The following is a 25,186-nucleotide window of genomic DNA, read 5'->3' as shown; positions in this document are numbered from 1 at the left end:
GCTTCCTGATCGAACTGCAGGGGGATTGCGGGTACCGGGAAGAACTACTCCGGTCCACCCTCCCCGCGAAGCGGATTCCATTTCTGCGAGAACGTCTGCCGACTCCGGGGAGGGGCGTGGGGGTGCCCCGTGACGCTAGGGTCGATCGCGCCACAGTGAGGAGCCACCATGAATGCCAGCCAGGGTCGCAGGAGCGTCAGCGTCTGCATGGCCACCTACCGCGGGGCGGAGTTCGTCACCGAGCAGCTCGACTCGATCCTGGCCCAGCTGGGCGACGGCGACGAGGTCGTGGTCGTGGACGACGCCTCGCCCGATGACACGGTCGCCGTGGTGCGCGCGATCGCCGAGCGCGATCCCCGCGTCCGGCTTTTCCCCCGCGCGCAGAACCGCGGCTACGTCCGCACCTTCGAGGAGGCGCTCGGCCGCGCCACCGGCGACGTGCTGCTGCTCGCGGATCAGGACGACGTGTGGCTGCCCGGCCGCGTGGACGCCATGGCGGCTGCCCTGGAGGACGTCGACGTGGTGGCGACGAACCTCACCACCCTCGGCGGCCCCGACGCCATCCAAGGGCCCTACGGGCAGCCCGACTGGTCGCTGCGGCCGTCCGACTCCCGGCATCACCTGCGCAACATCGTCGGCGTCCTGGCGGGGAACCGCCCCTACTACGGCTGCGCGATGGGCGTGCGCCGCAGTGCCCTGCCCGGCGTGCTGCCGTTCCCGTCGTGGCTCAACGAATCTCACGACCTGTGGCTCGGGCTGTACGGCAACGTCTTCGGCTGCATCGCCCACCTGGCCGACCGAACGGTCGCACGCCGCCTGCACGGCTCCAATCAGACGCCGAACAAGCCGCGCGCGCTGCCCCAGGTGCTGCGCAGCCGCCTCATGCTGCTGCGTTGCGTGGCGGTGCTGGCGGGACGCCGTCGCGGCGGTGCCCGGAGGCGAGGAGAAGCCCCCCGCTCATGAGCGCGGCCCCCACCAGGGGCCCGGCCAGGAGCGCGAGAAGCGTGCGCGTCTCCATGCCGAACGGCGTGAGGAGGCAGGCCAGCGACGTCACGACCGCCACGATCCACCCGCCCAGGAACCAGGCGTGCCGGTCGGACGCCTGACACAGCGCGCCGATGAGCGTCAGGAGCGCCAGCGCGGCGGCGGCGAGGGTGAGGCCGGCCAGCAGCATGCCGCCGATCTCGTAGGTGAACAGCACCTTCATCAACCAGGGCCCGATCAGCCACGCGGCCAGGGCGCCGAGCGCGCCCACTCCGAGCTGCAGCATGGCCAGCTGCAGCAGCAGGACGCCGCGGTGACGGGTCGTGTGCACGAACTGGGTGATCGCCATCGACTGGAAGGCCCCGAGCGGGATGAGCAGCGGCGCGCGGGTCAGCGAGATGGCCAGCAGCAGGGGGGCGCTCTCGGCGTACTCCGGGCGGGGCGTCGTGGCGGCCAGCAGCAGCGGGAACCCGACGGTGAGGAGGGCGCTGGCCCCCTGCGCGCCGACCGCTGAGAAGAGCCGCGGTGCGAGCTCACGCGGGCGGCGGTCCGTGCGGGCCGCCAGCGCGCGGCGTCCGGGCGCCGTCAGCGCCAGGATCGTCCAGGCGAACGCCGCCCCGGCGATAGCTCCCGCGAAGCCCGCCACGGTCGCCCCCACCAGCGCCACGACGCCCACCAGGCACAGCTTGAGAATCGCCTCGAGCAGCAGCAGGCGCGCCAGGCCGGGCCAGTCACTGGTGCCCGAGAATCCCCCGGACATGGCCGAATGGCAGGCGAAGCCGACGATGCCGAGGCACAGGAAGCCCGCGGCGAGCAGGTCGGCGCTGCCCAGCAGCAGGGGAGCCCACCACAGCGCCGTCAGGGCCAGGACGCCGCCCGCCGCGAGTCCGACGGTGGCGCCGACCTTCAGCACGGAGGGCCCCTCGGGGGCCCCGGATGCGCTGGCCACCGAACGCGTCAGCTCGGTCGACAGCCCGGTCAGCAGGCCCGTGGCGAGTTGGAAGGCGGCGAGCCACGTCAGCAGTTCGGTGTTCGCAGCCGTGGGGAGCGTCCGAGAGGCGATCAGCAGGACGACGTAGACGGCGATCGCGGAGATCAGGGAGCCGAGGCCGACGCCGGTCACGCCCCGCCCGGTGGGTTTGTCGGGCCGCGCGGCTGGCTGCTGCGGCTCCATTCGCCCTCCCTCTGCGTCGCCCGAGGCCGGGCGCTGCGGCGCGATCGATGGTAGCAGCGCCACGCGCGCCGCTTCGGGGCCGGGTCAGCGCCCGAAGGCGTGGCGGGCGAGCGCGCGCACGGCGTCCGGACGACGCTCCGCCACCGCTCGCGGCAGGATGGTCGCGGCGTGCAGCCGCGAGGTGGCGTGCAGCCTGGCCGCGCGCGCGGCACCCGTCCATCCGAGCGCGCTCATGCGGGACGCGATCTCGTCGAAGAACTGCCGCTCGCCCGCGAAGCGCGTTCCGTCCAGCAGCGCGGTGCTCGACTCGGACGCCGCGTGCCGCCGGTACTCGAACGTGACCTCGGGCCACACCAGCAGGGACGCCCCGCGCTCGATGAGGCTGAGGATGAGCTCGAGGTCGAGGATGATCGAGTACTCGTCGCGGAAATCCACCGACTGGATGGCTGCGGTCCGGAACACCAGCGAGGGCCAGTACAGCCAGTCGCCGTGCAGCAGCGACGTGGCCACCTCCTCGCCGGCGAGCACGTGGGGGTGCTTGGGTGAGGGTGCCAGCAGCCGCTGTTTCACGGCGTCGGCCAAGCCTCCCGCCGGTTCACCGTCGGAGCCGATGACGCGGACGCCGGGCTGGATGATCGTGGCGCACGGGAAGGCGTCGCTCGCGCGCAGCACCGACTCCACGAAGGTCGGCAGCAGCCGGTCGTCCGACCCGAGCACCATCAGCAGCGGCGCCTCGGCCAGGCGGACGCTGGTGCGGAAGTTGGAGATCAGCCCCTCGTTGGACTCCTTGCGGTGGTACTGGATCCGAGGATCGCCCAGCTCCGCGAGCCAGGGGCCCAGCCACGGGTCGGGGTAGGCGTCATCGCTGACGAGCAGGCGCCACGCGTCCGACGTCTGCGCCAGCACGCTTCGCACGGTCTGTCGCATGTACTCGGGGTCCCCCCAGTACGGCACGACGATGTCGAGGCGGGGGCCGGACGCGGCCGTTCGGCTCGCATCGTCGGCTCGCTGGGCGTCGGTGGGGCCTGGGCGCATGGGCGTCTCTCCGATCTGCGGCGTGTGGGCGTGCTCGTGTTCCGTGACGAAGGTACCCCGTGTCGGGGCGCCTCGCCCCTCAGTCGGAGGACCGCTTGAGCTGGATGGTGTCGGTGATCTTGGGCTGGCCGGCCGAGCCCTGCTGGAAGTACTCCAAGCTCAGGGTGCGCGGGGTCGCTTCGATGCGCATGCCGCCGGTGCCCTCGAGGCACAGCCGACTGCCCTCACGGCGCTCGGCGGGGCATTCGCGGAAGTTCGCCGTCCCGCCGAGGCCGGCCGTGACGTAGTGCATCCCGTCCACGACGATGTCCTCGTAGATGTGCTGGTGGCCGGAGATGATGATGTCGGCGCCCCAGGCCTTGTAGTCGAACCCCGCGTCCGGACGCATCGCCCGGTTCGGCTCGTGGATGCCCGAGGTGTAGGCCGGCTTGTGGAACAGCACGATGTTCCAGTTGTCCGGATGGGCGGCCTTCTGGGCGGGCAGCGTCTCCGACAGCCAGACCCTCTGCGCCTCGAGTTCCTCGGCGGTGGACTCGCTGTTGAGGCTGTAGATCGTCGTGAGGCCGATGGTCTCGGTGTACCAGCGCTGCTGCGGGTCGGCGTCGGTGCTCAGGTAGGGGAACGCGCTGCGGTACGCCTCGAGCCCCGCGCCGGGGTCGGAGTAGTCATGGTTGCCCAGCGTCGGGAAGAAGAGCGGGTCGCCCTTGCCGTCCGCGCCCTTGTCGTAGTACTTCCACACCGTGTCGCTGTACGGCGGGCACCCTTCGTTCTGCGTGTTGTCGCCGGTGGTGACGATGGCGTCGACGTCCCATGCCTTCACCTGGTCGGCCACCCACTGCTCGCCCTCGTCGCAGGTGCCGAAGTCAGTGATGAGAGCCAGCCGCGTGCGCGGCGTGGTGGCGGTCTGCGGCTGCGCGGTGGCGGTCGTATCGGGGCCGCCGGGGGTGGATGTCGGAACGGTCACGGGGGTGCAGCCGGACGCGATCAGCGCCGTGGACAGCAGCGCAGCCGCGCCGAGGGCAGCACGTCGGCTCGTCGCCTTCATCGTGTCACCAGCTTTCGTCTTCGGGGGAGGGGCCGGTCGCGCCGGGGATGGCGCAGGGCCCAGGCCCGGAGGCCTGGGCTCTGCGGAGGGACGGGGACTAGCCCGCCTTGCGAACAGCCTGGAACTGCACCTGCTCGATCTGGAGCGACTGACCGGTGGTGCCGGCCGTCTGACCGTTGCTCACCCAGGCCTGCCAGCCCTTGCCCTTGACGTAGGCGCGGTAGCGGATGTCGAACTTCGTCGCCAGGTCACCGTTGAGCTTGACCTCGAACGCCTCCACGCGGAGCGAACGGCCCTCGGTGCCGATGTAGCGGCCGCTGGCGGCCTCGATCCAGGGCTGCCAACCGACCTCCTGGACGTGGGCGCGGTAGGTGAGGTTGCCCGTCACCTGGGGGCTCGCGACCTTCAGCTTGATGGCTTCGAGGCGCTTACCCACCTGCCCCAGCGTGGCGCCGTTCTCGTAGACCTGCGTCCAGCCGAAGTCCTGCACGTTGCCGTTGTAGGAAGCGCGCACCGTCAAGTTCTGCGTCGGCGTCGGCGTGGGGGTCGGCGTCGGCGTCGGCGTGGCCGTCGGGGTGGCGGTCGGCGTCGGCGTCGGCGTGGCGCTCGGCGTCGCGGTGGGAGTCGCCGTCGGCGTCGCCGTGGGGGTCGGCGTCGGCGTGGCCGTGGGGGTCGGCGTGGGCGTCGGCTCCGGCGGGAGCGCCGGGAACGTCACGGCGGCCTTCGAGAGCAGCCTGATCTGGATCGCTTCGATCCGCTTGCCCTGGCCCTCGGTGCCGGCCATCTCGGAGTTGACCTTCCAGCCCTGCCAGCCGATGTCCTGGATGTGGACGCGGTAGGAGATGTCGTACTGGTTGGCCAGCGAACCGGTCAGGCGGTAGGCGACCGCCTCGAGGCGCTTGTCCTGGCCGGTGGTGCCGAGCGTCGCGGCCTGGCCCCAGCTCGTCCAGCCGATCTCCTGGATGTGGGCGATGCCCTGGATGGAGTCGATGGCGCTGGTGCCGGGGGTCGCGAGCAGGATGGACTCGAGCCGCTTGTCCTGGCCGACGGTGCCGGCGACCTGGCCGGTGTTGACCTTGGGCTGCCAGCCGACGAGCTGCACGTGGCCGCGGTAGCGCAGACGCGGCGTGGGCGTGTGCTCCTTGGCCAGCATGGTGATGCGCGTCTTCATCCAGTCGCGCAGGTAGGCGACCTCACCGGCGTAGGTGGTGCTGTAGTTCTTGCCCCAGCCGGGGATCAGCAGCGTCGGGCCGCCGAGGATCTTCCACTTGTTGAAGTTGTTGGCCGCGGAGGTCTTCAGCTGGCCCTCCCAGCGGGTGATCTTCGCCGGGATCAGGACGGCCTCGGCGCGGATGCTCTGGTTCCACAGGGTCTGCGCGCGGTCGAGGAACTCCTCGGTGCGGAACAGGTCGTGGTACCAGCCGTTGCCCTGCTGGCGCAGGATGCTGATGCTCTTGGCGTAGTCGGTGTTGGGGTTCGAGCCGAGGTGCGGCGCGCGGTCGTAGTTGCCCAGGCCGCTGTCGAAGTCCCACACGGGGCCGGCGAACAGCTTGCTGGAGGGCCCGTCCTTGTAGAAGTAGATGCTCGACTGCGAGAGCTCGGGGTTCGCCGTGAGTTCGTAGACGAAGTAGTACTTGATGAACGAGTCCACGTCGATGAGCGCGCTCAGCGCGGCCCAGTCGACCTTGGCGGCGGCCAGCAGCTGGTCGACGCGGTTCAGCGTGTTCTTGATGTCGTCCCAGCCGGCCTGCGTGGCGGCGGGCAGCGGGCCCTCGTCGAGGTCGGGGACGTCGGACTTGGCTTCCTTCAGCACGAACAGCGACTTGCTGGTGCCGGTGCGGAAGTAGTAGTCCTCAGCGGTGCCGTAGTTGTTGTCGAGCTCCACCATGACGCCCTGCTCATGCTTCAGGTCGACGCGGTTCTTCTTGACCTCGGTCTTCTCGCTGATCTGGTAGTTGCCCATGTACTGGCCGTTGACGCGCAGGTCCACCCAGCGGGACTCCGGCGAGTAGGCCAGGCCGATCTTCTCGGCGAACTCGAAGGCCACCTTGTTGCGCATCAGGGACGCGTCGGCGGCGTTGGCGAGCAGCACCCACGTCTTGGAGCTGGCCATGCCGAGCACCGAGGTGTTGTCGGCGAACTTGATCTGGTACGGCTTCTTGGGAAGGTTCCAGGTGAAGTTGCCGCGGCCCTTGATCTCACCGGCGACGGGGGCCTCGATGCTGTGGGCGCCGGAGGGATCCTCCAGCGTCATGGTCGTGGCGACCTTGTTGTCCTTGGACGCGTGCACGTAGTTGAGCGAGTTGTGCGACGCGTCGGGATCGGCCAACGTGATGTTCAGTGTCGGGAGGTCGGCGCTCTGCGGTGCCGCAGACGCCGGGAGGGTGCCGAGCCCGGCGACCGCGAGCGCGGCGGCGACCAGGATGGCCGCCGCGCGCCGGAGCCCGGCGAGGTGGCGAGTCGTGTGCATGTAAGGGGCCTTTCTCGGGTCCCACGGGGTCGGAGGACACCAATATCTGGCGAGGCTGCAACAACCCCGCGAGTGTCAAGATAGTGACACCCCCAGTAGGCCGCTGGCAAGGCGAGATACCCGCAACCTGATCGTCACCTCACCGCGACGTGGCGGTGACCGAACGCAATGCGGACGCTGTTATGCGTTCACTAGGGAGGATTCTCGTTTCTTCCCTACCCGCCACGGGTGGGGCTACGGCCTCAGAGTTGGCGCCCGCGGGCCAGGAGGTTGAGCAGATAGTCGCCGTATCCGGACTTCGTCAACGCCTCGGCCCGCTCGCGGAGTTCGTCGTCGGAGAGGAAACCCTGACGCCAGGCCACCTCCTCGGGGCATCCCACCTGCAGGCCCTGGCGCGCCTGCACCGTGCGCACGAAGTTGCTGGCGTCGTTGAGCGAGTCGAAGGTTCCGGTGTCCAGCCATGCGGTCCCGCGGGTCAGCACCTCGACCTGGAGTTCGCCGCGCTCGAGGTAGTGCCGATTCACGTCGGTGATCTCGTACTCACCCCGCGCCGACGGCTGGAGGCCGGCGGCGATGTCGACGACCTGCTCGTCGTAGAAGTAGAGCCCCGGCACCGCGTAGTTCGACTTCGGCGCGGTCGGCTTCTCCTCGATCGACAGCGCGCGGCGGTCCTCGTCGAACTCGACGACGCCGTAGGCGGTCGGGTCGGCCACCCAGTAGGCGAAGACCGCGGCCCCCTCCACGTCGGCGTGCTTGCTCAGCTGCCGGCCGAGCCCCGGCCCGTAGAAGATGTTGTCGCCCAACACCAGCGCGCACTTCTCGCCGCGCGCGAAATCGGCACCGATCGTGAAGGCCTGCGCCAGGCCCTTGGGCTCCGGCTGGGTGGCGTAGGAGATGTTGATGCCGAACTGCGAGCCGTCCTGCAGCAGCCGCTGGAACGGGGCCGCCTCGTGCGGCGTCGTGATGACCAGCACGTCACGGATCCCCGCGAACATCAGCGTGGACAGCGGGTAGTAGACCATCGGCTTGTCGTAGACCGGGACCAACTGCTTCGACGTCGCCTGGGTGATGGGGTGCAACCGCGTGCCGGACCCGCCGGCCAGGATGATTCCTCGCATGGCGTCCATCCTGTCGTGCCGCCCCCGGGGGGAGCAACGTGCGCGTCACCCGCAGTGGGCTTTCGATAGGCTGCCAGCCATGTCGCATTACCTGATCACCGGCGGTGCCGGCTTCATCGGCACGAACTTCGTCCGGCACCTGCTGGCCCACACCGATCACCGCGTCACCGTCCTCGACAAGCTCACGTACGCCGCGCGGCCCGACTCGATCGAGAGCCTGCCCGCCGACCGCGTGACGTTCGTCCACGGTGACATCTGCGACGCCGACCTGGTCGACCGCCTCGTCGCGGACGCCGATGTCGTGGTCCACTTCGCGGCCGAATCCCACAACGACAACTCGCTGAACGACCCCTCGCCGTTCGTGCAGACCAACGTCGTGGGCACGTTCACGATCCTGGAGGCGGTCCGCAAGCACGAAACCCGCCTGCACCACGTCTCGACCGATGAGGTCTACGGCGATCTGGAGCTGGACGACCCCGAGCGGTTTCACGAGACGACCCCGTACAACCCCTCCTCGCCGTACTCCTCGACCAAGGCGGGCTCCGATCTGCTGGTGCGCGCCTGGGTGCGCAGCTTCGGCGTCAGGGCCACCATCAGCAACTGCTCGAACAACTACGGTCCGTTCCAGCACATCGAGAAGTTCATCCCGCGACAGATCACCAACGTGATCGACGGCGTCCGGCCCAAGCTGTACGGCGCCGGCCTCAACGTCCGCGACTGGATCCACGTCGACGACCACAACGCCGCCGTGCTGCGCATCATCGAGGACGGCCGGCTGGGGGAGACCTATCTCATCGGCGCCGACGGCGAGCTGAACAACAAGACCGTCATCGAGACGATCCTGCGGCTCATGGGGCAGCCCGAGGACGCCTACGACCACGTCAACGACCGCCCCGGCCACGACATGCGCTACGCCATCGACGCCGGCCGGTTGCGCGACGAGCTGGGCTGGGCGCCCCGCTTCACCTCGTTCGAGGACGGCCTGGCCGACACCATCGCCTGGTACCGGGACAACGAGGCGTGGTGGCGTCCGATCAAGGCCGAGACCGAGGCCAAGTACGCCCGCACGGGTCAGTGATCCCCGCCCGCACCCAAGGAGCCCCCGCATGACCGGCGTGACCGTCGAGACCACCGCCATCCCCGGACTGCTGGTGCTGCGGCTTCCCCTGCACGGGGACGCTCGCGGCTGGTTCAAGGAGAACTGGCAGCGCGCCAAGATGACGGCGCTCGGGTTGCCCGACTTCGGGCCGGTGCAGAACAACATGTCCTACAACGAGGACGCCGGCGTGACGCGGGGCCTGCACGCCGAGCCCTGGGACAAGCTGATCGGGCTGGCCACGGGCCGCATCCTGGGTGCCTGGGTCGACCTGCGCGCCGGCGACAGCTTCGGTGCGAGCTTCTCCCTCGAACTGGGGCCCGAGACCGCCGTCTTCGTGCCCCGCGGCGTGGCCAACGGCTATCAGGCCCTCGAGCCGCGCACCACCTACTCCTACCTGGTCAACGATCACTGGAGCCCCGAGGCGCGGTCGTCCTACACCTACCTCAACCTCGCCGACGAGACGGTGGCCGTCCCCTGGCCCATCCCGCTCGCCGAGGCCACCATCTCCGACGCCGACCTGGCACACCCGCGCCTGGCCGACGTGCGCCCCATGCCCGAGCGGCGCACCGTGATCGTGGGCGCGGGCGGACAGCTAGGCCACGCGCTGCAGCGGGTGCTGCCCGAGGCCGACGCGCTCGGCATCGAGGCGCTCGACCTCACCGACGCCGACGCCGTGGCCGGCTACCCCTGGCAGGGCGTGGGCACCGTCATCAACGCCGCCGCCTGGACGGCCGTCGACGACGCCGAGACCCCCGACGGACGCCGCGGCGCCTGGGCGGTCAACGTCGGCGCGGTCGCCAACCTGGTCGCGGCCGCCCGCGAGCACCGCTTCACCCTGGTGCACGTGTCCAGCGACTACGTCTTCGACGGCCGCGAGGTCGAGCACACCGAGGAGGAGGCGTTCAGCCCGCTGGGGGTCTACGGCGCCTCGAAGGCGGCCGGCGACGCGCTGGTGTCGACGCTGCCGAGCCACTACGTGCTGCGCACGAGCTGGCTCATCGGGGAGGGGCGCAACTTCGTGCGCACCATGGCCTCCCTGGCCGAACGCGGGGTCGCCCCGGCCGTCGTGGACGACCAGTTCGGACGCCTCACGTTCACCGACACGCTCGCCGACGCGATCGTCCACCTGGTGCGCAGCGGCGCCCCGGCCGGCACCTACAACGTCACCAACGACGGCCCGACCCGCTCGTGGTACGAGATCGCCGGCCGCGTCTTCGAGCTGACCGGGCACGACAAGGGCGCGGTGTCGCCGCAGTCGACGGAGGACTTCGCCGCGGGCCGCACGGTGGCCCCCCGCCCGGTGCACAGCACGCTGAGCCTCGACAAGATCAAGGCCACCGGGTTCCTCCCGCGGGACGCCGACGAGGCGCTGCGCGGCTACCTCGCCGACGCCGCTCAGGCCTGAGGGGAGCGCCCCTCGGGCTCGGTCGGTTCGACGGCGGCCGGTTGGCGTTCGGCCGGTTCGACGGCGGCCGGCCCGCGTTCGGCCGGTTCGACGGCGACCGCCCCGCGTTCGGTGCGTTCCCACAGCATGGCGATCTCCTCGGCCAGGGTGCGGGTCTCGGCCTCGAGCTTCGAGACCGCCAGGGACAGGTGGAGCGAGACGCCGAGCAGCAGCACGATGGCGAGGAAGAACAACAGGTTCGAGGGCACCTGGACGCCGAGCCAATCGGCGAGGATGTTCAGGAACCCGGGCCACACCCCGATGACGACCACGGCCAGGCCGACCACGATCCACAGCACGGCGTACTTCTCGCGCAGGTGACCCGAGCGGAGCACCCGGAAGAGCGTCGCGAGGGTGATGGCGGCGACGATGACGAACACGACCGTGGTCATGCCTCGACCTCCTTCAGGCGCGGCGCGGGCGTGCGCCGGCGGGTGGCCGCGATGAGCAGCGCGAACGCGGCCCGACCCAGGTAGATGGTGGACTTCCACGGGTTCTTGCTGGGCACTCCACCCTGCCGCGGCCGCATCGCCACGGGCACCTGCGTCACGACCAGCCCCGCGCGGATCGCGGTCACGAGCGAATCGATCGTGTCCCCCAGATACTCGGCCGGGAAATGCTCGGTGTACTGCAGGATGGCGCGCCGGTTGGCGGCCCGGAACCCCGACGTCACGTCGTTGAGCTTGGTCTTGGCCGCCGAGGAGATCGTGGTCGCGAGCAGCGTCATCGCCCAGCGGCGCGGGCCCCGGGCCTGGTAGTCGCCCTCGCCGGCGAAGCGTGCGCCGATCGAGATGTCGGCGCGCTGGAGCCCCTCGAGCACGCGGGGGACGTCCACGGGGTTGTGCTGCCCGTCGGCGTCCACCTGGATCGCCTGGTCGTACCCACCGCGCCAGGCGTACTTGAAGCCGGCCCGCAGCGCCCCGCCCACGCCCAGGTTGTAGGGCAGCGACAGCACCGTGGCGCCGGCGCGGCGCGCGGTCTCGGCGGTGCTGTCGGTGGAGCCGTCATCGACCACGAGGAGGTCGATCCACGGCAGCGCGGTGCGGACCTCGGCCACCGTCTCGCCGATGACCTCCTCCTCGTTCCACGCCGGCATGATGATCAGCGTCCGGGGGTGGGGCCGTGTCGGCTCCGGGACAAGTTCGGATTGCACGCCTCGATCCTAACGGGCCGCCGCGCCCGCTCCGGGGAGGTCGAGCGGGCTAGCGGCAAGCGGTGATGCGGAACAGTGCGGCGTCCCCCTGCTCGGCCACCAGCTCGAAGCCGCGGGCGGTGTCGAGGGAGTCGAAGCCGGGCATCGGGTGGTGGGCTCCGTGCACCTCCCGGTCGCCGAAGTCGAGCGCGTACTGCACATCGAGTCGGTCCAGGGCGTCGCACGTCGCCGGGCTGGTGGCCGCGTCGTCGAGGGACTCGTTGACGATCTCGAGATCGGGCGAGGCCGTGTACAGGACGTGGGTCGTCGTCGTGTGGATGCCCTTGAGCGCCCACGCCATCGACGAGCCGTTCCAGGGATTGGTCGCGACGACGGCGTCGGCGGGCACCTGCTCGGCGGCCAGCGACAGGATCGCGTACTCGTCGGTCGTGACGAGGGGCGACTCGGGGGTCAGGGCGTACATCTGCGAGGCGTTGTCGACGGCCTCGTTCATGTAGGAGGCGCGCTGCGTCCCGGCCACGAGGATGCCCGGGACGAGCAGGGTGAGGGCCACGAGCGCCGCGGCCGGGGGGACCCGGACGCGGTCGCGGTGCCGGTCCAGGGCGTCCTGCGCGGCCAGGACCACGCGGTGCACGCCGACCGCCGCCAGGGGCAGGGCGACCATCGGCAGCGTCGCCGAGAATCGCCAGGGGTCGTTGTACCAGATGCCGACCAGGGCCGTCCGGAACGGCGTGGGGCCCGCCCCGGCGATCACGAGCCACAGCGCGACGATGATCCCCCAGGACGCCGCGAGCCAGCCGAGCCGCAGCCGGCGGACGCTCAGCAGGCCGATGAGGGCCACGAGGCTGAGCAGCCACGCGGCGCGCGACTGGTCGGGGGCGTTGAGGATCGCCTGGCCGAGCGCGGAGGGGATGGTGGTGATCGGCGGCCAGGTGGCGGCGGCCTCGTCGGGGCGGACGTACACCCACAGTTGCCGGATCACCACGCCGGTCACGAGCGCGGCCAGCAGAGCCAGGATCAGGGTGCGCGTGCTCGTCTCGCCGCGGCGGTGGCGCACGACGGTGCGCCACAGGGCCGCGACGATCATCGGGATGGCGATCGCGACGAGGGTCATCAGCGTGTTCGGGTGGGCGACGGCCAGGCCGGGGAGCGAGGCGACGAGGAAGCACCACGCCCGCCACGGCTCCAGGGCCTCACCGGTGCCCAGCCGGAAGCCCTGCACCACCAGGGCCATCAGAGCCGGCACGAGCGCCAGACCGAACAGGTTGGGATACAGGACGCCGAAATCCAGCAGGAGGATGGGGAAGGCGCTGAAGGACGCCGCGAGCACCCCGGTGGCGACGGCGGTCGGCCAGCTCAGCGGGACGATGGCACGGACGAGCGCCAGGCACGACAGGGGCCAGATCAGGGCCACGGTGACGAGCAGCACGCCGTTGGTCGGCAGCGTCACGGTGTCGGGGAAGCTCGCCATCACCAGCGAGGCCGTGTCGTGGAACGCCGTGGGGTAGAACGCGCTGGGGTTCCCCGGCGGGGTCGTCATGAGCCCGATGTCGAACGGGGAGGCGTTCCCGGTCGCGAAGATGTAGCGGATCGCCGACAGATGGAAGATGTTGTCGAACGTCTGCGAGAAGGCGTCGGGCCGGTCGAGGATGTTGCGGACGTGGCGGGTCAGCAGCACGAACGCGGCGGCGAGGCCCACCCACAGGGGCGCCTCGTCGCGGAGGCGCTGCCCCAGGGACGGCCGCACTGTTCCGGCGTCCGGAGCGGCGAACAACCGCCGCAGCGCCACGCTCACGCCCCACGCCAGGAGCGCCAGGACGACCGCGGCCGCCGCCACCACGGGCCAGCCCCACCCGACGTTGAGGAACCCGGTCGCGAGCGCGGCGACGGAGATCGTGGTCACCGACAGCGCCGGCGCGTAGGAGACCGCCGCGAAACCGCGCAGCCCGCCGGCGAGGGAGATGAGCAACCCGGGAAGGATCAACAACGCCATCGCGACCACGACGGGTCCGAGGAGGGAGAGCCACTGCATGTGCCACATCCTTCCATGAGGGCCCACGATGTCTCCGCCGCACCTGCGGGGGAGCCGGTATTGGCGAAGCGGCCCCCTCTCTCGCCTCCTGGGCGCGCGCGTCCACATGGTGGGAACCATGCGGTCGGGGATTGGGATTTTTGGTCGCTCCGACGACATGTAGTAGCAACAGTGGCATGATAGGCACCATGAGCCCACGAACCATCGGCGTGACTGAACTTGCTCTGCGCGACGCGCACCAATCCTTGATGGCGACCCGCATGGCCCTGGAGGACATGGTCGACGCTTGCGAGGACATCGACAAGGCCGGCTTCTGGAGCGTCGAGTGCTGGGGTGGTGCGACCTACGACGCCTGTATCCGCTTCCTGAACGAAGACCCCTGGGAGCGCCTGCGCACCTTCCGCAAGCTGATGCCCAACAGCCGCCTGCAGATGCTGCTGCGCGGCCAGAACCTGCTCGGCTACCGCCACTACGAGGACCACGTCGTCGACAAGTTCGTCGAGAAGTCCGCCGAGAACGGCATGGACGTCTTCCGCGTCTTCGACGCCCTCAACGACCCGCGCAACATGGAGCGGGCCATGAACGCCGTCAAGAAGACCGGCAAGCACGCGCAGGGCACGATCTGCTACACGATCTCCCCGCTGCACACCACCGAGGGCTACATCAAGCTCGCCGGCCAGCTGATCGACATGGGTGCCGAGTCCATCGCGCTGAAGGACATGGCCGCCCTGCTCCAGCCGCAGCCCGCCTACGACATCGTCAAGGGCATCAAGGACACCTACGGCGACGTCCAGGTCAACGTGCACTGCCACTCGACCACCGGCGTGACGCTGGTCAGCCTGATGAAGGCCATCGAGGCCGGCGCCGACGTGGTCGACACCGCCATCAGCTCGATGAGCCTCGGCCCGGGCCACAACCCGACGGAGTCCCTGGTCGCCATGCTGGAGGGGACCGGCTACACCACCGAACTGGACATGGACCGCCTCCTCAGGATCCGTGACCACTTCGCGAAGGTGCGCCCGAAGTACGCCCAGTTCGAGTCCGCCACGCTGGTCGACACCGACATCTTCTCCAGCCAGATCCCCGGCGGGATGCTCTCCAACATGGAGAGCCAGCTGAAGGCCCAGGGCGCGGGCGACCGCATCAAGGAGGTCATGGAGGAGGTGCCGCTGGTGAAGGCCGCCGCCGGCCACCCGCCGTTGGTCACGCCCTCCAGCCAGATCGTGGGCACGCAGGCCGTCTTCAACGTCCTCATGGGCAAGTACAAGGTCCTGACCGGCGAGTTCGCCGACCTGATGCTCGGCTACTACGGCGAGTGCATCGGCGAGCGCGACCCCGAGGTCATCGCGATCGCGCACAACCAGACCAAGAAGGAGCCGATCACGGACCGCCCGGCCGACCACCTCGAGCCGGAGTGGGACAAGCTGGTCGCCGAGGCGTCCGCCCTCGACGGCGCCGACGGCAGCGCCGAGGACGTGCTGACCTACGCCATGTTCCCCTCGGTCGCGCCCGGCTTCTTCGCCTCCCGCGCCGACGGCCCCAAGAACGTCGGCAAGACCCCCGAGCAGATGGCCAAGGCCGCCGAGTCGGCCAAGGACGCCGCGGGTGCGGTCAAGGGCCCCATCTCCTACACGGTCACCCTGGGTGGCCGCGAGCACTCCGTCACGGTCGAAAGGGCCTGAACACGATGACCAAGAAGACGCCCTCCATGGGCAAGCAGGTCGAGAAGCTGAACGAGGCCCGGGTCGCCACCCGCCTCGGCGGCGGGGAGGCGCGCCTCCAGAAGCAGCGGGACGCCGGCAAGCTGACCGCGCGCGAGCGCGTCACCGCGCTGGTGGACGAGGGCACGTTCCAGGAGATCGGCCTGTTCCGCCGCAACCGCACCACCGCCTTCGGGATGGACGCCGCCGACATGCCCGCCGACGGTGTCGTGACCGGCACCGGCGCCGTGTTCGGCCGCCCGATCCACGTGGCCAGCCAGGACTTCACGGTCGTCGGCGGCTCGGCCGGTGAGACCCACAGCCTCAAGGTCGTGCAGATGATGGAGGCCGCCATGAAGTGCGGCACCCCCTTCGTCTTCATCAACGACTCCGGCGGCGCCCGCGTGCAGGAGGGCATCGACTCCCTGCACGGCTACGGCGCGGTGTTCTACACCAACGTCGAGCTCTCCGGCGTCGTGCCGCAGATCTCGATCATCTCCGGCCCCTGCGCCGGCGGCGCGGCCTACAGCCCGGCGCTGACCGACTTCATCATCCAGACCCGCAAGGCCCACATGTTCATCACGGGCCCGAGCGTGATCAAGCAGGTCACCGGCGAGGACGTCACCCAGGACGTCCTGGGCGGCGCCGACACCCACCAGGCCGTCTCGGGCGTCAACCACTTCGTGGTCGACGACGACGAGCAGGCGATCCTCGTGGCCAAGAAGCTGCTCAGCTTCCTGCCGCAGAACAACACCGAGGACCCGCCCGAGGTGGAGCCCGACCGCTACGTCGAGCACGACGAGTCGATGTACGACCTGGTCCCCACCGACGGCAACAAGGGCTACGACGTCCGCGACGTCATCGGGCGCATCGCCGACCACGGCGACTTCCTCGAGGTCCAGGCCGGCTATGCCAAGAACATCGTGATCGGCTTCGGCCGCATCGTGGGCAAGACGGTCGGCTTCGTCGCCAACCAGCCGATGGCGATGGCCGGCGTCCTCGACATCAACGCCTCCGACAAGGCCAGCGCGTTCATCCGGTTCTGCAACGCGTTCAACATCCCGCTGGTCACGCTGGTCGACGTACCGGGCTTCCTGCCGGGTGTCGCCCAAGAACACGGCGGCATCATCCGCCACGGCGCGAAGATGCTGTACGCCTACGCCGCGGCCACGGTGCCGAAGGTCACGGTCGTGCTGCGCAAGGCGTACGGCGGCGCGTACCTCGCCATGTGCGCCAAGGACATGGGGGCCGACACGGTGTTCGCCTGGCCGACCGCCGAGATCGCGGTCATGGGGGCCGAGGGTGCGGCGTCCGTGGTCTTCCGCAGGGAGATCGAGGGTGCCGAGGACCCCGCCGCCCGCCGCGCAGAGCTCGTCCAGGAGTACAAGGACACCTACAGCACGCCCTTCGTGGCGGCCGCCCGTGGGCTCGTGGACGACGTCATCGACCCGGCCGACACCCGCCGCTACATCGCGATGCAGCTGGAGATCCTGGTCAACAAGCGCGAGCTGCGGCCCGCCAAGAAGCACGGCCTCGGGCCGGTCTGATCGGGGGATCCATGTCCGACGACGTCAACGCCCAGCTGCTGGCCGCGGTCAACCGGCTCACCGAGCGGGTCGAGAGCCTCGAGGCCGAGGTCAAGAGCATCAAGCTGCTCAACGCGCAGAACGTGCCCGAGGAGACGGTGGTCGCGATCGCCGCGGCCGTCGCCGCCTACCTCGGCCACCGCGCCAAGCGCCGCCAGGCGCACTTCACGCGGTCGGCGTCGTGGCAGACCACGACCCGCCGTTCCCAGCACGTCCACGCGCCGCTGCACCTGCGGTGATCTGAAAGGCATCACACCATGAAGCTGAAGGTGACCGTCAACAGCATCCCCTACGAGATCGAGGTCGAGGTCGCCGAGGAGGAGAAGCCCGCCGTCGGGTCGATCGTCATCGGTGGCGCCGGGGGCATGAACACCCCGGTCGCGGCCACGGCGTCCGTGCAGGCCACGTCGGCCAACGCGGTCACCGCGCCCCTGTCGGGCTCGGTGTCGCGCATCCTGGTCGACGAGGGCGACGAGATCACGGCCGGCCAGGTCCTCTGCGTCCTGGAGGCCATGAAGATGGAGACCGAGATCACCGCGCCGGCCGACGGCGTGGTGGCACGGATCCTCGTCTCCAAGGGCGAGTCCGTCGCCGGCGGCGAGGCCCTGATCGAACTGGGCTGACCGGCCCGGCTTCCACCCCGGGCTCGGTCGCGGACAGGATGTGCCCGTGACCAGCGCCCGCTTCGACGACTTGCGCCCGGACCGGCGCAGGTCGTTCCGGCTGTCGGGGTTCGTGGAGGAGTTCGCCGCCCGGACGCCGGCCGAGGTGCGCGGCGTCCTCGAACGGGCCGCGGACGCCGTGGGCTGCGGTCGCTGGGTGGCCGGGTGGGTCTCGTACGAGGCCGCCCCGGCGTTCGACGCGTCGATGGTGGTGCGCGACGCCACCGGCACGCCGTTCGAGGACCTGCCGTTGGCCTGGTTCGCCGTGTTCGAGCGGCGGGAGCATGCGGAGGCCCCCACGGGAGACGCGCAGCCCGGGGTGTGGACGCCCACCATCGACTCCGCCCGACACGCCGCCGACGTCGCCACCATCCGCGCCCGCATCGCCGCCGGCGAGACCTACCAGGTCAACCACACCTTCCGGCAGTCGGCCCCCTTCGACGGGGACCCGGCCGACCTCTACGGACGCCTCGCGCGCGCCCAGAGCGGGGGCTACGGCGCCCTGCTCGAGACGGGCCGGTGGGCGGTGGCGTCCGCCTCCCCGGAGCTGTTCCTCGAGTGGTCCGGGGGCGTGCTGACCAGTCGGCCGATGAAGGGCACCGCCCCGCGAGGGATCGACGAGGCCGAGGACGCCGAGCGCCGCGCCGCCCTCCTCGCCAGCCCCAAGGAATGCGCCGAGAACCTGATGATCGTGGACATGGTGCGCAACGACATGGGCCGGGTGGCGGTGCCGGGGACCGTGGGCGTCCCGGCCCTGTTCGAGGCCGAGCGCTACGACACGGTCTGGCAGCTCACCTCCACCGTCAGCGCCCGCACCCGGCCCGGGACCACGCTGCTCGACGTGTTCGGTGCGCTGTTCCCGTGCGCGTCGATCACCGGCGCGCCGCGCAGTTCGACCATGCGGATCATCGCCGAGCTCGAGACCACCCCGCGCGGCGTCTACTGCGGCGCGATCGGCTTCGGCGGCCCGGGACCCGACGGCCCCGCCTGGGCGTTCAACGTGGGCATCCGGACGGTGCTCGTCGACCGGACCGCCGGCACCGCCTGGTACGGCACCGGTGGGGGCATCACGTACGACTCCACCGCCGCCGGCGAGTTCGCCGAGGCCGTGCTCAAGGCCGAGGTGCTGCACCGCGAACCGGTCGACTTCTCCCTCATCGAGACGATGCGGTGGGTGCCCGGTGCGGGGATCGCGCTGCTCGAGCGTCACCTGGCCCGGCTGGCGGCCTCCGCGCGCCGGTTCGCGATCCCGTGCGACGAGGACGCCGTGCGCACGGCCGTCGCCGCCGCGGTGTCCGGGCGGCGTGGGCCGACCCGGGTGCGCCTCCTGCTCGACCGGGCGGGGACGCCCACCGTCACGGTGGCCGATGCCCCGGCCCGGCCGGTCGCGCCCTTGGCCGTGGTCATCGACACCGAACCCGTCGACAGCCGCGACCTCTTCGCCCGGCACAAGACGACGCGGCGTGGGGTGTACGAGGCGGCGGCCGCCCGCCACCCCGGCGTCAAGGACGTGGTGCTGGCGAACGAGCGCGGCGAGGTCACCGAGACCACGATCGCCTCCATCGCGGCCCGGCTGGGCGGGCGCTGGGTGACGCCGCCGGTGTCGTCGGGGTGCCTGCCGGGGGTCGCGCGGGCCGAGGCGTTGGCGTCCGGACGCCTGGTGGAGGGCGTGCTCAGCCCGGCCGACCTGCGGGCGGCCGAGGGGCTGGTGCGGCTCAACGCGGTCCGGGGCTGGGAGGAGTTGTCCCTCCTGGAGTGATGCCGCTCGGGGGTCAGCTCCTGAACTGGGTGTTCGCGAACTCGTCCGGGTCCGGGTAGAGGCGGTTGGCCCGCTCCAGCGCGGTGATCGCGTCCATCTCGGCGTCCGTCAGCGTGAAGCCGAACACGTCCGCGTTGGCGGCGATCCGCTCGGGGGTCACCGACTTCGGGATCACGACCCGGCCCTGCTGCAGGTGCCAGCGGATGACGGCCTGGGCCGGCGAGACGCCGTGGGCCTCCGCCACGGCGACGACGGCCTCCTCGGCCAGGTCCTCGCCCTTGCCGATGGGCGCGTAGGCCTCGACCACGAGGCCCGCTGCGGCGCTGGCCGCCTGGGCGGCCCGCTGCTGGTGGGTGGGGTGCACCTCGAACTGGTTGACGGCGGGCACGACCCGCGCACCCTCGAGCAAGGCGTCCAGGTGGTGGGGCATGAAGTTGCTCACGCCGATGGCGCGGACGACGCCGCGCTCCAGGAGTTCCTCGAAGGCGCGCCACGTCTCCGGCGCCTGCCACCGCGTCGGCACGGGCCAGTGGATGAGGTAGAGGTCGACGACGTCGACGCCCAGGGCGCGGCGGCTGTCCTCGAACGCACGCAGCGCGCCGTCGTGGCCCTGGTCACCGTTGCGCAGCTTCGTGGTCAGGAACACCTCGTCGCGCCCGAGACCGCTCGCACGGAGCGCGGCCCCCACTCCGCCCTCGTTGCAGTAGCCGGCGGCGGTGTCGATGTGCCGGTACCCGGCGGCCAGGGCGGCCTCGACGACCCGCTGGGTCTCCGCCTCGTCGACGCGGAACGTGCCGAACCCCAACTGCGGGATGCGGACGCCGTTGTTGAGCTCGATCATCGGTTGGTCGGTCATGGCCCCAACCTAGCCGGGACGTGGACCCTCAGCCGCGGAACAGCTTGTGGTTGGCGGCCTGCGCGCGCGGGCGCACGACGAGGCGGTCGATGTTCACGTGCGGCGGCCGGGTGGCGACCCACGTGATCACCTCGGCGACGTCCTCGGCGACGAGCGGGTCGGGCACGCCCGCGTAGACCGCGTCGGCCTTGGCCTGGTCGCCGTGGAAGCGTACGAGCGAGAACTCCTCGGTGTGCACGAGGCCGGGGGCGACCTCGCACACGCGCACGGGCTCGCCGTTCAGCTCGAGGCGCAGGGCGCCGGCCAGCATGCGCTCGCCGGCCTTGGCCGCGTTGTAGCCCGAACCGCCCTCGTAGGCCGCCTCCGCGGCGGTCGAGGTGACGAAGACGACCGTGCCCTCGGCGGCGCGCAGGGCGGGGAGGAGGGCCTTGGTGACGCGTCCGGCGCCCAGCACGTTGGTCTCGAACATCGTGACCCACGCGTCGAAGTCGGCCTCGGCGAGCGTCTCGGTGCCGACCGCGCCGCCGGCGTTGTTGACCAGCAGGTCGAGCCGGTCGCCGACGGCCGCGGCGAGGGCGTCCACCTGCGCAGGGTCGGTGATGTCGCACGCGACGGCGACGCCGCCGATCTCGGCGGCCAGGGGCTCGATGCGGTCGGTGCGGCGGGCGGCGCAGACGACGCGGTAGCCGGCCTCGGCGAGGGCGCGCGCGGTGGCGGCGCCGATCCCGCTGGAGGCTCCGGTGACGACAGCGGTGAGGGTCATGGCCCGATCCTAGCGACGGCGCAGGGCCCCCAGCGCCAGGGGCAGGGTCAGCAGGCAGAGGGCAGCGGTGAGCCCCATCCCGACCCCGAACCCGGACGCCACCGCCACGGCCCCGACGGTGGCAGAGCCGATGGCGGTTCCCGCGTCGAAGCCGGCGTTCCAGACCGCGCTGGCGGCGCCCACCGATCCCGGCCCGGCGGCCTCGAAGGCGCGCAGCATGGTGAGGTTCTGCAGCCCGCCGTACCCGGCCCCGACCAGCGCGCACGCGAGCACCCACGGCACGAGCTGGGCCGGGGTGACCGGCGCGCGCACGAGCCACGCGACCGCGGCCAGGCCGACGACCGCGACCACCACGAACGGCCAGAGGAGCCGCCCCGAACCGACGCGGTCGGCGACCGCCCCGATCCGCCACCGGGTGAGGGCCGAGGTCACGCTGAGGGCGAGCAGCCCGACCGTGGCCAGCCAGCCCGCGGCCACCACCTGCGGGGCGAACGTGATCAGGGCGCCTCCGGCGAGCGTGATCGCGAGCAGCATCGTCGTGGGCGCGGCGAGCCCCAGCAGGGCGGCCCGGGTGAGCCGGGTCCCGGGCGCGGGGGCCGGGTGCGCCGGGTCATGCATGCTGCGGTGGGGCAGGTGCTGGGCGACCGCGTAGCAGGCCGGCACCCCCAGCAGCGACAGACCGCTGACCGCGAAGACCGGCCAGAACCCCCACGCCTCGGCCACCCACACCCCGGCGGGCATGAGGGCGACCAGCGGCAGCGAGATCGCGAGCGAGTAGGCGCCCACCGCGGCGCCGCGCCGGTCCGGGGTGACCAGCAGCACCGCGGCCGCGCTGATCGCCACCGTCAGCAGCCCGAACCCGACCCCGCGGACGGCCGAGAGCGCCAGCACCGGGAACAGGTCGGCGGTCAGGCCGTGCAGCAGGGCGGGCACGCCGAGCAGCACCATGGACGCCGCGAGCGTGTGTCCCCAGCCGATCCGCCGGACCAGCCCCGGCGTCCCGAACTGGGTGAGGACCGTCGCCACGAGCAGGACGAAGTTCACCAGGCCGGCGCCCGCGGCGTCCGCCCCGCCACGGACGACCCACAGCGGCGCCACCGGCAGCAGGGCCGCGTACCCGCTGAAGCCCGTGAGCGAGACCCACGCCAGGGCGAGCATGCCCGGCACCTGCCAGATGCTGCCGCGTGGACCCATGGGGCCCGATCGTAGGCTGCGAGCCGGGGCCGGGGGAGGGCGTACCCCTGTCCGGACGTCCGGACGTCCGGACGCCGTTCGACGGCCACGCCGTGTGCGACTCCGCGCCCTGGATCAACAATGTCGACATCCTGCGCCAGTACAACTCGTTCCACCCGAACGCGACCGGCCAGGCCAGCGGCTACTCCCCGACAGTGAAGGCGGCGCTCGGCCTCGGCGGCAAGACCGGCGGCGGCAAGGGCAAGCCCAAGGTCACCACGGGTGCGACGACGTCGACCGACACCCAGCGCGGCCAGGTCCGGGTGCAGGGCTGATCCCCCGGGTCAGCGTGACGAGCGGTTCGCCCACCTCGACCTGAGCACGAGGTGGGCGGCGCCGGCCATCGCCGCGCCCACGAACAGACCCCAGCCGATGTCGGCCAGGGCGACGGGCCAGGTCATCCGCTCGAGGATGGCCTTGCCCGTGAGGCTCCAGGTCGCGTAGCCGATGCCGCCGAGGACGGCGCCGTCACGCAGCCGGACGCCCAGGGTGCGGTCCTCGGTCGGCCGGACCGCGAGGGACCAGCGCGCAGGTGAACGCGGGGTAGAAGACCAGCGCCGGGACGGGGTCGAACGAGGACGCCATGAGGTGTGGCACCTCCGCCCGGTAGAGCGGCAGGGCGACCTGCCTGATCCAGACGGCGTCCAGCGCGCCGAACGCGACCGCGGCCGCGGCGACGGACCCCGCGATGCGACGGGTGGTGCTCATGGTGTGCTCCTTCGGTAGAGGTCCTCGATGTGGTGGGACGCCGCGGACAGGAAGGCGTCCCGCCGCAGCTTGAGGGTCGGGGTGATGAACGGTGAGCCGGCCGACGTGTCGACGAGCAGGGCGACGAACCGGCGCACCTGCTCGGCGCGGGACACGGCCGCGTTCGCCCGGTCCACGGGGCGCTGGAGGCGGGCCAGCAGCGCGGGGTGGGCGAGGGCGAGGCCGTCGGCCGGTGGGTCCTGCGCGAGGAGGGCGGCCAGGTCGTCGTGCCCGGACCGCTGCGCCCAGCGCCGCACGGCGTCCGGTTCGAGGAGGAGGGCGGCGGTGAGGTGGCTGCGCCCCTCGCCGACCAGCACCGCGTGCGCGACGAGGGGTGAGCGGCCCACGGCCGCCTCCCAGGGCTCGGGCGCGACGTTCTTGCCGGACGCCGTGATGATCAGGTTCTTCCGCCTCCCGTGCAGGGTGAGTCGGCCGGCGTCGTCGAGCGAGCCGAGGTCGCCGGTGCGGAAGAAGCCGTCGGTGAAGGCCTCGGCGTCGCCGCCCGGGTCTTGGTAGCCGGTGAACACGCCCACGCCGCGCACCAGCACCTCGCCGTCCTCGGCGATGCGGATCGTCGTGCCGGGGATGGGCGGGCCGACGCTGCCGGCTCGCAGGTCACCCGGGCGCAGGCCGGTCGCGGGCGCGGTCGTCTCGGTCAGGCCGTAGCCCTCGATGACCGGGATCCCGATGCCGCGGAAGAAGTGGGCCAGCGTCGGGTCCAGAGGTGCCGCACCCGACAGCAGCCACTCGACGCGGCCGCCCATGAGGCCGCGCATCCTGCGGTAGAACAGCCGGTCGAACAGGGCCCGGCGCAGGGCCAGGCCGCGCGACGGGCGGAGGGCCGGGTCGTCCTGCGTTGCCTCGAGGTGGCGTCCCCAGGCGACCGCCGTGGCCTCCGCCCCCCGGAAGACGGGGCCGATCCTGGCCTGGGTGGCCCGGTCGCGGGCCGCCTGGCGGATGCGGGAGAGCAGTTGCGGGACCACCACCATGAAGGTGGGGCGCACCTCGGCGAACGCGCCGACCACCCGGGAACGTCGCGCCCGGTGTGGGCGAGGGCGGCCAGGTCCCGGGGGCCGGGGTCCATGGTCCACACGGGCAGGGTGGGTGCCGCCGCGACGAGGGCGGCGCGGTGCGCCGCACCACCCGCGATCGCGAGGGTGGGTGCGGTGGAACCGACCAGCGCGGCCACCTGCTGGGGCGAGGAGGTCTCGTAGACCGGCACCACGACACCGCCGGCCAGCCACGTGGCCAGGTCGGCCAGCGCCCACTCGAAGCGGGTCGGCGCCATCACCGCCACCCGGCCCCCGGGTTCGAGCCCCTGGGCGACCAGTCCGGCGGCCAGGGCCCGGCACTCGGCGTCGAACGCCGCGGTGGTGACGTCGACCGGCCCCTCGTCGCCGAGTCGGCCGAACGCCACGTGCTCCGGCGCCGTCCGGACCCGGTGGGCGAGGAGGTCGGTGACGTTGCGGTGGTGGTGGTCCACCAGTGCCGGCCCGGACGCCTCGCGCCTCATCGGGCGTCCCTGCGGGGAGGCCGAGGGAGGAAGCTGCTGGTGCGGGCCGCGTACTCGGCCCAGCCGGGCCGCCCGGCCATGCGCTGCTCGGTGAGCGGCCGGCCGGTGCGGAAGGCCAGCGCCCACGTCATCAGGAGCGGCGACAGGATCGTGAGGATGCCGGGCCACGAGCTCGCGGTGACGAGGAAGAGCCCCCACCACACGGCCGTGTCGCCGAAGTAGTTGGGGTGCCGCGTCCAGACCCAGACGCCGCGGTCCATGATCCGGCCCCGGTTGGCGGGGTCGGCCTTGAAGGCGGCCAGCTCGGCGTCGCCGACCGTCTCGAAGAACATGCCCACGGCCCAGACCGCGACCCCCACCCAGGCGACCCAGGTGAGCGGACCGGTGGCGAACATACCCACCACCTGCACCATCGCGACGAGGAACATGACGACGAGCTGGAACGTGTACACCTTGGTGAGCATGTGCAGTTCGCCCTTGCCCTCGGGTGCCCGCTCCAGGAGGTCGACGTACCGCGGGTCCTCCGCGCTGCCGCGCTGTCGCCACGCGAGGTAACCCGCCAGGCGGAGGCCCCACAGCGTGGTGAGGGCGAGCAGCAGCAGGCGGCGCCCGTCGTCGCCGTGCCCGGCCGAGGCGAAGAACGCGATGGCGGCGGCCACCACGAAGCCCAGGCCCCAGACGACGTCGATGATCGCGAAGCGCCGCAGCCTACGGCCCGCGAACCACGTGGCGAGGATGAGCGCGGCCAGACCGAGGGCCACGAACGGCAGGGAGGCGAGGAAGGCCGAGGTTGGGAACGGGGACATGTGGGGC

At 71.6% G+C, this 25,186-nt stretch carries 24 protein-coding genes and 1 pseudogene; 9 read left to right on the top strand and 16 right to left on the bottom strand.

From position 1 onward, the window contains the following. Positions 1-168 precede the first annotated feature (168 nt). Positions 169-963 carry a glycosyltransferase gene (locus J4N02_RS13960; protein WP_208090987.1) on the top strand — a complete coding sequence of 265 codons (795 nt, stop codon included), beginning with the start codon at positions 169-171 and terminating at the stop codon, positions 961-963. Here the strand turns inward: J4N02_RS13960 and J4N02_RS13955 are convergent. The 5 genes from J4N02_RS13955 to rfbA form a co-directional block, all read right to left on the bottom strand. Then, on the bottom strand, positions 881-2,158 hold the full coding sequence (locus J4N02_RS13955) for a hypothetical protein (protein ID WP_188333652.1): 1,278 nt from the start codon (positions 2,156-2,158) through the stop codon (positions 881-883). The two genes, J4N02_RS13960 and J4N02_RS13955, sit on opposite strands and share 83 nt — an antisense overlap. An 84-nt stretch (positions 2,159-2,242) precedes the next feature. Beyond that, positions 2,243-3,193, bottom strand: coding sequence for a glycosyltransferase (locus J4N02_RS13950; protein ID WP_188333651.1), 951 nt, complete (start codon positions 3,191-3,193; stop codon positions 2,243-2,245). A gap of 79 nt (positions 3,194-3,272) precedes the next feature. Then, complete coding sequence (locus J4N02_RS13945) at positions 3,273-4,238, bottom strand: metallophosphoesterase (RefSeq protein ID WP_188333650.1); 966 nt, start codon at positions 4,236-4,238, stop codon at positions 3,273-3,275. A 97-nt stretch (positions 4,239-4,335) separates the two neighbouring features. After that, the gene (locus J4N02_RS13940) at positions 4,336-6,708 is read right to left on the bottom strand and encodes a CotH kinase family protein (protein WP_188333649.1); all 2,373 of its coding nucleotides are present in this window, start codon (positions 6,706-6,708) and stop codon (positions 4,336-4,338) included. A 242-nt stretch (positions 6,709-6,950) separates the two neighbouring features. Then, positions 6,951-7,826, bottom strand: a complete 876-nt coding sequence (gene rfbA / locus J4N02_RS13935) for a glucose-1-phosphate thymidylyltransferase RfbA (protein ID WP_188333648.1) — start codon at positions 7,824-7,826, stop codon at positions 6,951-6,953. A gap of 79 nt (positions 7,827-7,905) precedes the next feature. Here rfbA and rfbB point away from each other — a divergent pair, with 79 nt between their 5' ends. Together rfbB and J4N02_RS13925 are read left to right on the top strand one after the other, a co-directional pair. Next, positions 7,906-8,904, top strand: coding sequence for a dTDP-glucose 4,6-dehydratase (rfbB, locus tag J4N02_RS13930; protein WP_188333647.1), 999 nt, complete (start codon positions 7,906-7,908; stop codon positions 8,902-8,904). Between the two features lie 28 nt (positions 8,905-8,932). After that, positions 8,933-10,330 carry a bifunctional dTDP-4-dehydrorhamnose 3,5-epimerase family protein/NAD(P)-dependent oxidoreductase gene (locus tag J4N02_RS13925; protein ID WP_188333646.1) on the top strand — a complete coding sequence of 466 codons (1,398 nt, stop codon included), beginning with the start codon at positions 8,933-8,935 and terminating at the stop codon, positions 10,328-10,330. Here J4N02_RS13925 and J4N02_RS13920 read toward each other — a convergent pair. From J4N02_RS13920 to J4N02_RS13910, 3 genes are read right to left on the bottom strand one after another with little or no spacing between them, the layout of a single operon-like run. After that, complete coding sequence (locus J4N02_RS13920) at positions 10,321-10,761, bottom strand: DUF2304 domain-containing protein (protein ID WP_188333645.1); 441 nt, start codon at positions 10,759-10,761, stop codon at positions 10,321-10,323. The two genes, J4N02_RS13925 and J4N02_RS13920, sit on opposite strands and share 10 nt — an antisense overlap. Further along, on the bottom strand, positions 10,758-11,522 hold the full coding sequence (locus J4N02_RS13915) for a glycosyltransferase family 2 protein (RefSeq protein ID WP_243760815.1): 765 nt from the start codon (positions 11,520-11,522) through the stop codon (positions 10,758-10,760). The genes J4N02_RS13920 and J4N02_RS13915 overlap by 4 nt, the downstream gene beginning before the upstream one ends. A gap of 49 nt (positions 11,523-11,571) precedes the next feature. Beyond that, positions 11,572-13,554 (bottom strand): DUF6541 family protein, encoded by a 1,983-nt coding sequence (locus J4N02_RS13910; protein WP_188333644.1) that lies wholly within the window; start codon positions 13,552-13,554, stop codon positions 11,572-11,574. Positions 13,555-13,742: 188 nt separating this feature from the next. On the opposite strand from J4N02_RS13910, the gene J4N02_RS13905 reads away from it, so the two are divergent. The 5 genes from J4N02_RS13905 to J4N02_RS13885 are packed head-to-tail and all read left to right on the top strand — an operon-like array spanning position 13,743 to position 19,261. Next, a complete protein-coding gene (locus tag J4N02_RS13905) occupies positions 13,743-15,236 on the top strand; it encodes a methylmalonyl-CoA carboxytransferase subunit 5S (protein WP_188333643.1) in 1,494 nt (497 codons plus the stop codon). 5 nt (positions 15,237-15,241) lie between these two features. Continuing rightward, positions 15,242-16,801, top strand: a complete 1,560-nt coding sequence (locus tag J4N02_RS13900) for an acyl-CoA carboxylase subunit beta (RefSeq protein WP_188333642.1) — start codon at positions 15,242-15,244, stop codon at positions 16,799-16,801. Positions 16,802-16,812: 11 nt separating this feature from the next. After that, positions 16,813-17,079, top strand: coding sequence for a hypothetical protein (locus J4N02_RS13895; RefSeq protein ID WP_182816300.1), 267 nt, complete (start codon positions 16,813-16,815; stop codon positions 17,077-17,079). An 18-nt stretch (positions 17,080-17,097) separates the two neighbouring features. Then, entirely contained in the window at positions 17,098-17,463 is a 366-nt protein-coding gene (locus tag J4N02_RS13890; protein WP_188333641.1) for a biotin/lipoyl-containing protein, read from the top strand. Positions 17,464-17,509: 46 nt separating this feature from the next. Next, positions 17,510-19,261, top strand: a complete 1,752-nt coding sequence (locus tag J4N02_RS13885; protein ID WP_188333640.1) for a chorismate-binding protein — start codon at positions 17,510-17,512, stop codon at positions 19,259-19,261. A 13-nt stretch (positions 19,262-19,274) separates the two neighbouring features. On the opposite strand, the gene J4N02_RS13880 is transcribed toward J4N02_RS13885, so the two are convergent. Genes J4N02_RS13880 through J4N02_RS13870 form a run of 3 tightly spaced genes read right to left on the bottom strand, consistent with a single transcriptional unit; the run spans position 19,275 to position 22,074 of the window. Beyond that, on the bottom strand, positions 19,275-20,117 hold the full coding sequence (locus J4N02_RS13880; RefSeq protein WP_188333639.1) for an aldo/keto reductase: 843 nt from the start codon (positions 20,115-20,117) through the stop codon (positions 19,275-19,277). 28 nt (positions 20,118-20,145) lie between these two features. After that, a complete protein-coding gene (locus J4N02_RS13875; protein WP_188333638.1) occupies positions 20,146-20,880 on the bottom strand; it encodes an SDR family NAD(P)-dependent oxidoreductase in 735 nt (244 codons plus the stop codon). Positions 20,881-20,889: 9 nt separating this feature from the next. Then, the gene (locus tag J4N02_RS13870; protein WP_188333637.1) at positions 20,890-22,074 is read right to left on the bottom strand and encodes an MFS transporter; all 1,185 of its coding nucleotides are present in this window, start codon (positions 22,072-22,074) and stop codon (positions 20,890-20,892) included. Between J4N02_RS13870 and J4N02_RS13865 the strand changes: the two genes are divergently transcribed. Continuing rightward, positions 22,065-22,388 carry a hypothetical protein gene (locus J4N02_RS13865; RefSeq protein ID WP_188333636.1) on the top strand — a complete coding sequence of 108 codons (324 nt, stop codon included), beginning with the start codon at positions 22,065-22,067 and terminating at the stop codon, positions 22,386-22,388. The genes J4N02_RS13870 and J4N02_RS13865 overlap by 10 nt on opposite strands. Positions 22,389-22,397: 9 nt before the next feature. Here the strand turns inward: J4N02_RS13865 and J4N02_RS17115 are convergent, their stop codons facing one another. From J4N02_RS17115 to J4N02_RS13845, 5 genes and pseudogenes are all read right to left on the bottom strand, one after another. Continuing rightward, entirely contained in the window at positions 22,398-22,589 is a 192-nt protein-coding gene (locus J4N02_RS17115; protein ID WP_255437171.1) for a DUF2177 family protein, read from the bottom strand. Beyond that, a complete protein-coding gene (locus J4N02_RS17110) occupies positions 22,582-22,821 on the bottom strand; it encodes a DUF2177 family protein (protein WP_188333635.1) in 240 nt (79 codons plus the stop codon). Before J4N02_RS17110 ends, J4N02_RS17115 begins: the two co-directional genes overlap by 8 nt. Then, entirely contained in the window at positions 22,818-23,951 is a 1,134-nt protein-coding gene (locus J4N02_RS13850; RefSeq protein ID WP_260519436.1) for an AMP-binding protein, read from the bottom strand. Before J4N02_RS13850 ends, J4N02_RS17110 begins: the two co-directional genes overlap by 4 nt. Before the next feature lie 26 nt (positions 23,952-23,977). Next, a pseudogene (locus J4N02_RS17460) lies at positions 23,978-24,373 on the bottom strand (AMP-binding protein); the annotation flags it as partial. Further along, positions 24,370-25,179: a DUF1295 domain-containing protein gene (locus J4N02_RS13845; protein ID WP_188333634.1), complete on the bottom strand. Its 810-nt coding sequence runs from the start codon at positions 25,177-25,179 to the stop codon at positions 24,370-24,372. The pseudogene J4N02_RS17460 and the gene J4N02_RS13845, both read right to left, overlap by 4 nt. Positions 25,180-25,186 lie beyond the last annotated feature (7 nt).

The sequence above is a fragment of the Propioniciclava sp. MC1595 genome (assembly GCF_017569205.1).
GTDB lineage: Bacteria > Actinomycetota > Actinomycetes > Propionibacteriales > Propionibacteriaceae > Propioniciclava.
The sequence above is the reverse complement of the archived record's forward strand: the minus strand, read 5'-3'. Positions and strand labels throughout refer to the sequence as shown.

What these genes read in the sequence shown, in the direction of transcription:
- J4N02_RS13960 (WP_208090987.1), top strand. Translation starts at nt 169, where the DNA reads ATGAATGCCAGCCAGGGTCGCAGGAGCGTCAGCGTCTGCATGGCCACC.
- J4N02_RS13955 (WP_188333652.1), bottom strand. Translation starts at nt 2,158, where the DNA reads ATGGAGCCGCAGCAGCCAGCCGCGCGGCCCGACAAACCCACCGGGCGG.
- J4N02_RS13950 (WP_188333651.1), bottom strand. Translation starts at nt 3,193, where the DNA reads ATGCGCCCAGGCCCCACCGACGCCCAGCGAGCCGACGATGCGAGCCGA.
- J4N02_RS13945 (WP_188333650.1), bottom strand. Translation starts at nt 4,238, where the DNA reads ATGAAGGCGACGAGCCGACGTGCTGCCCTCGGCGCGGCTGCGCTGCTG.
- J4N02_RS13940 (WP_188333649.1), bottom strand. Translation starts at nt 6,708, where the DNA reads ATGCACACGACTCGCCACCTCGCCGGGCTCCGGCGCGCGGCGGCCATC.
- rfbA (WP_188333648.1), bottom strand. Translation starts at nt 7,826, where the DNA reads ATGCGAGGAATCATCCTGGCCGGCGGGTCCGGCACGCGGTTGCACCCC.
- rfbB (WP_188333647.1), top strand. Translation starts at nt 7,906, where the DNA reads ATGTCGCATTACCTGATCACCGGCGGTGCCGGCTTCATCGGCACGAAC.
- J4N02_RS13925 (WP_188333646.1), top strand. Translation starts at nt 8,933, where the DNA reads ATGACCGGCGTGACCGTCGAGACCACCGCCATCCCCGGACTGCTGGTG.
- J4N02_RS13920 (WP_188333645.1), bottom strand. Translation starts at nt 10,761, where the DNA reads ATGACCACGGTCGTGTTCGTCATCGTCGCCGCCATCACCCTCGCGACG.
- J4N02_RS13910 (WP_188333644.1), bottom strand. Translation starts at nt 13,554, where the DNA reads ATGCAGTGGCTCTCCCTCCTCGGACCCGTCGTGGTCGCGATGGCGTTG.
- J4N02_RS13905 (WP_188333643.1), top strand. Translation starts at nt 13,743, where the DNA reads ATGAGCCCACGAACCATCGGCGTGACTGAACTTGCTCTGCGCGACGCG.
- J4N02_RS13900 (WP_188333642.1), top strand. Translation starts at nt 15,242, where the DNA reads ATGACCAAGAAGACGCCCTCCATGGGCAAGCAGGTCGAGAAGCTGAAC.
- J4N02_RS13895 (WP_182816300.1), top strand. Translation starts at nt 16,813, where the DNA reads ATGTCCGACGACGTCAACGCCCAGCTGCTGGCCGCGGTCAACCGGCTC.
- J4N02_RS13890 (WP_188333641.1), top strand. Translation starts at nt 17,098, where the DNA reads ATGAAGCTGAAGGTGACCGTCAACAGCATCCCCTACGAGATCGAGGTC.
- J4N02_RS13880 (WP_188333639.1), bottom strand. Translation starts at nt 20,117, where the DNA reads ATGACCGACCAACCGATGATCGAGCTCAACAACGGCGTCCGCATCCCG.
- J4N02_RS13875 (WP_188333638.1), bottom strand. Translation starts at nt 20,880, where the DNA reads ATGACCCTCACCGCTGTCGTCACCGGAGCCTCCAGCGGGATCGGCGCC.
- J4N02_RS13870 (WP_188333637.1), bottom strand. Translation starts at nt 22,074, where the DNA reads ATGGGTCCACGCGGCAGCATCTGGCAGGTGCCGGGCATGCTCGCCCTG.
- J4N02_RS17110 (WP_188333635.1), bottom strand. Translation starts at nt 22,821, where the DNA reads ATGAGCACCACCCGTCGCATCGCGGGGTCCGTCGCCGCGGCCGCGGTC.
- J4N02_RS13845 (WP_188333634.1), bottom strand. Translation starts at nt 25,179, where the DNA reads ATGTCCCCGTTCCCAACCTCGGCCTTCCTCGCCTCCCTGCCGTTCGTG.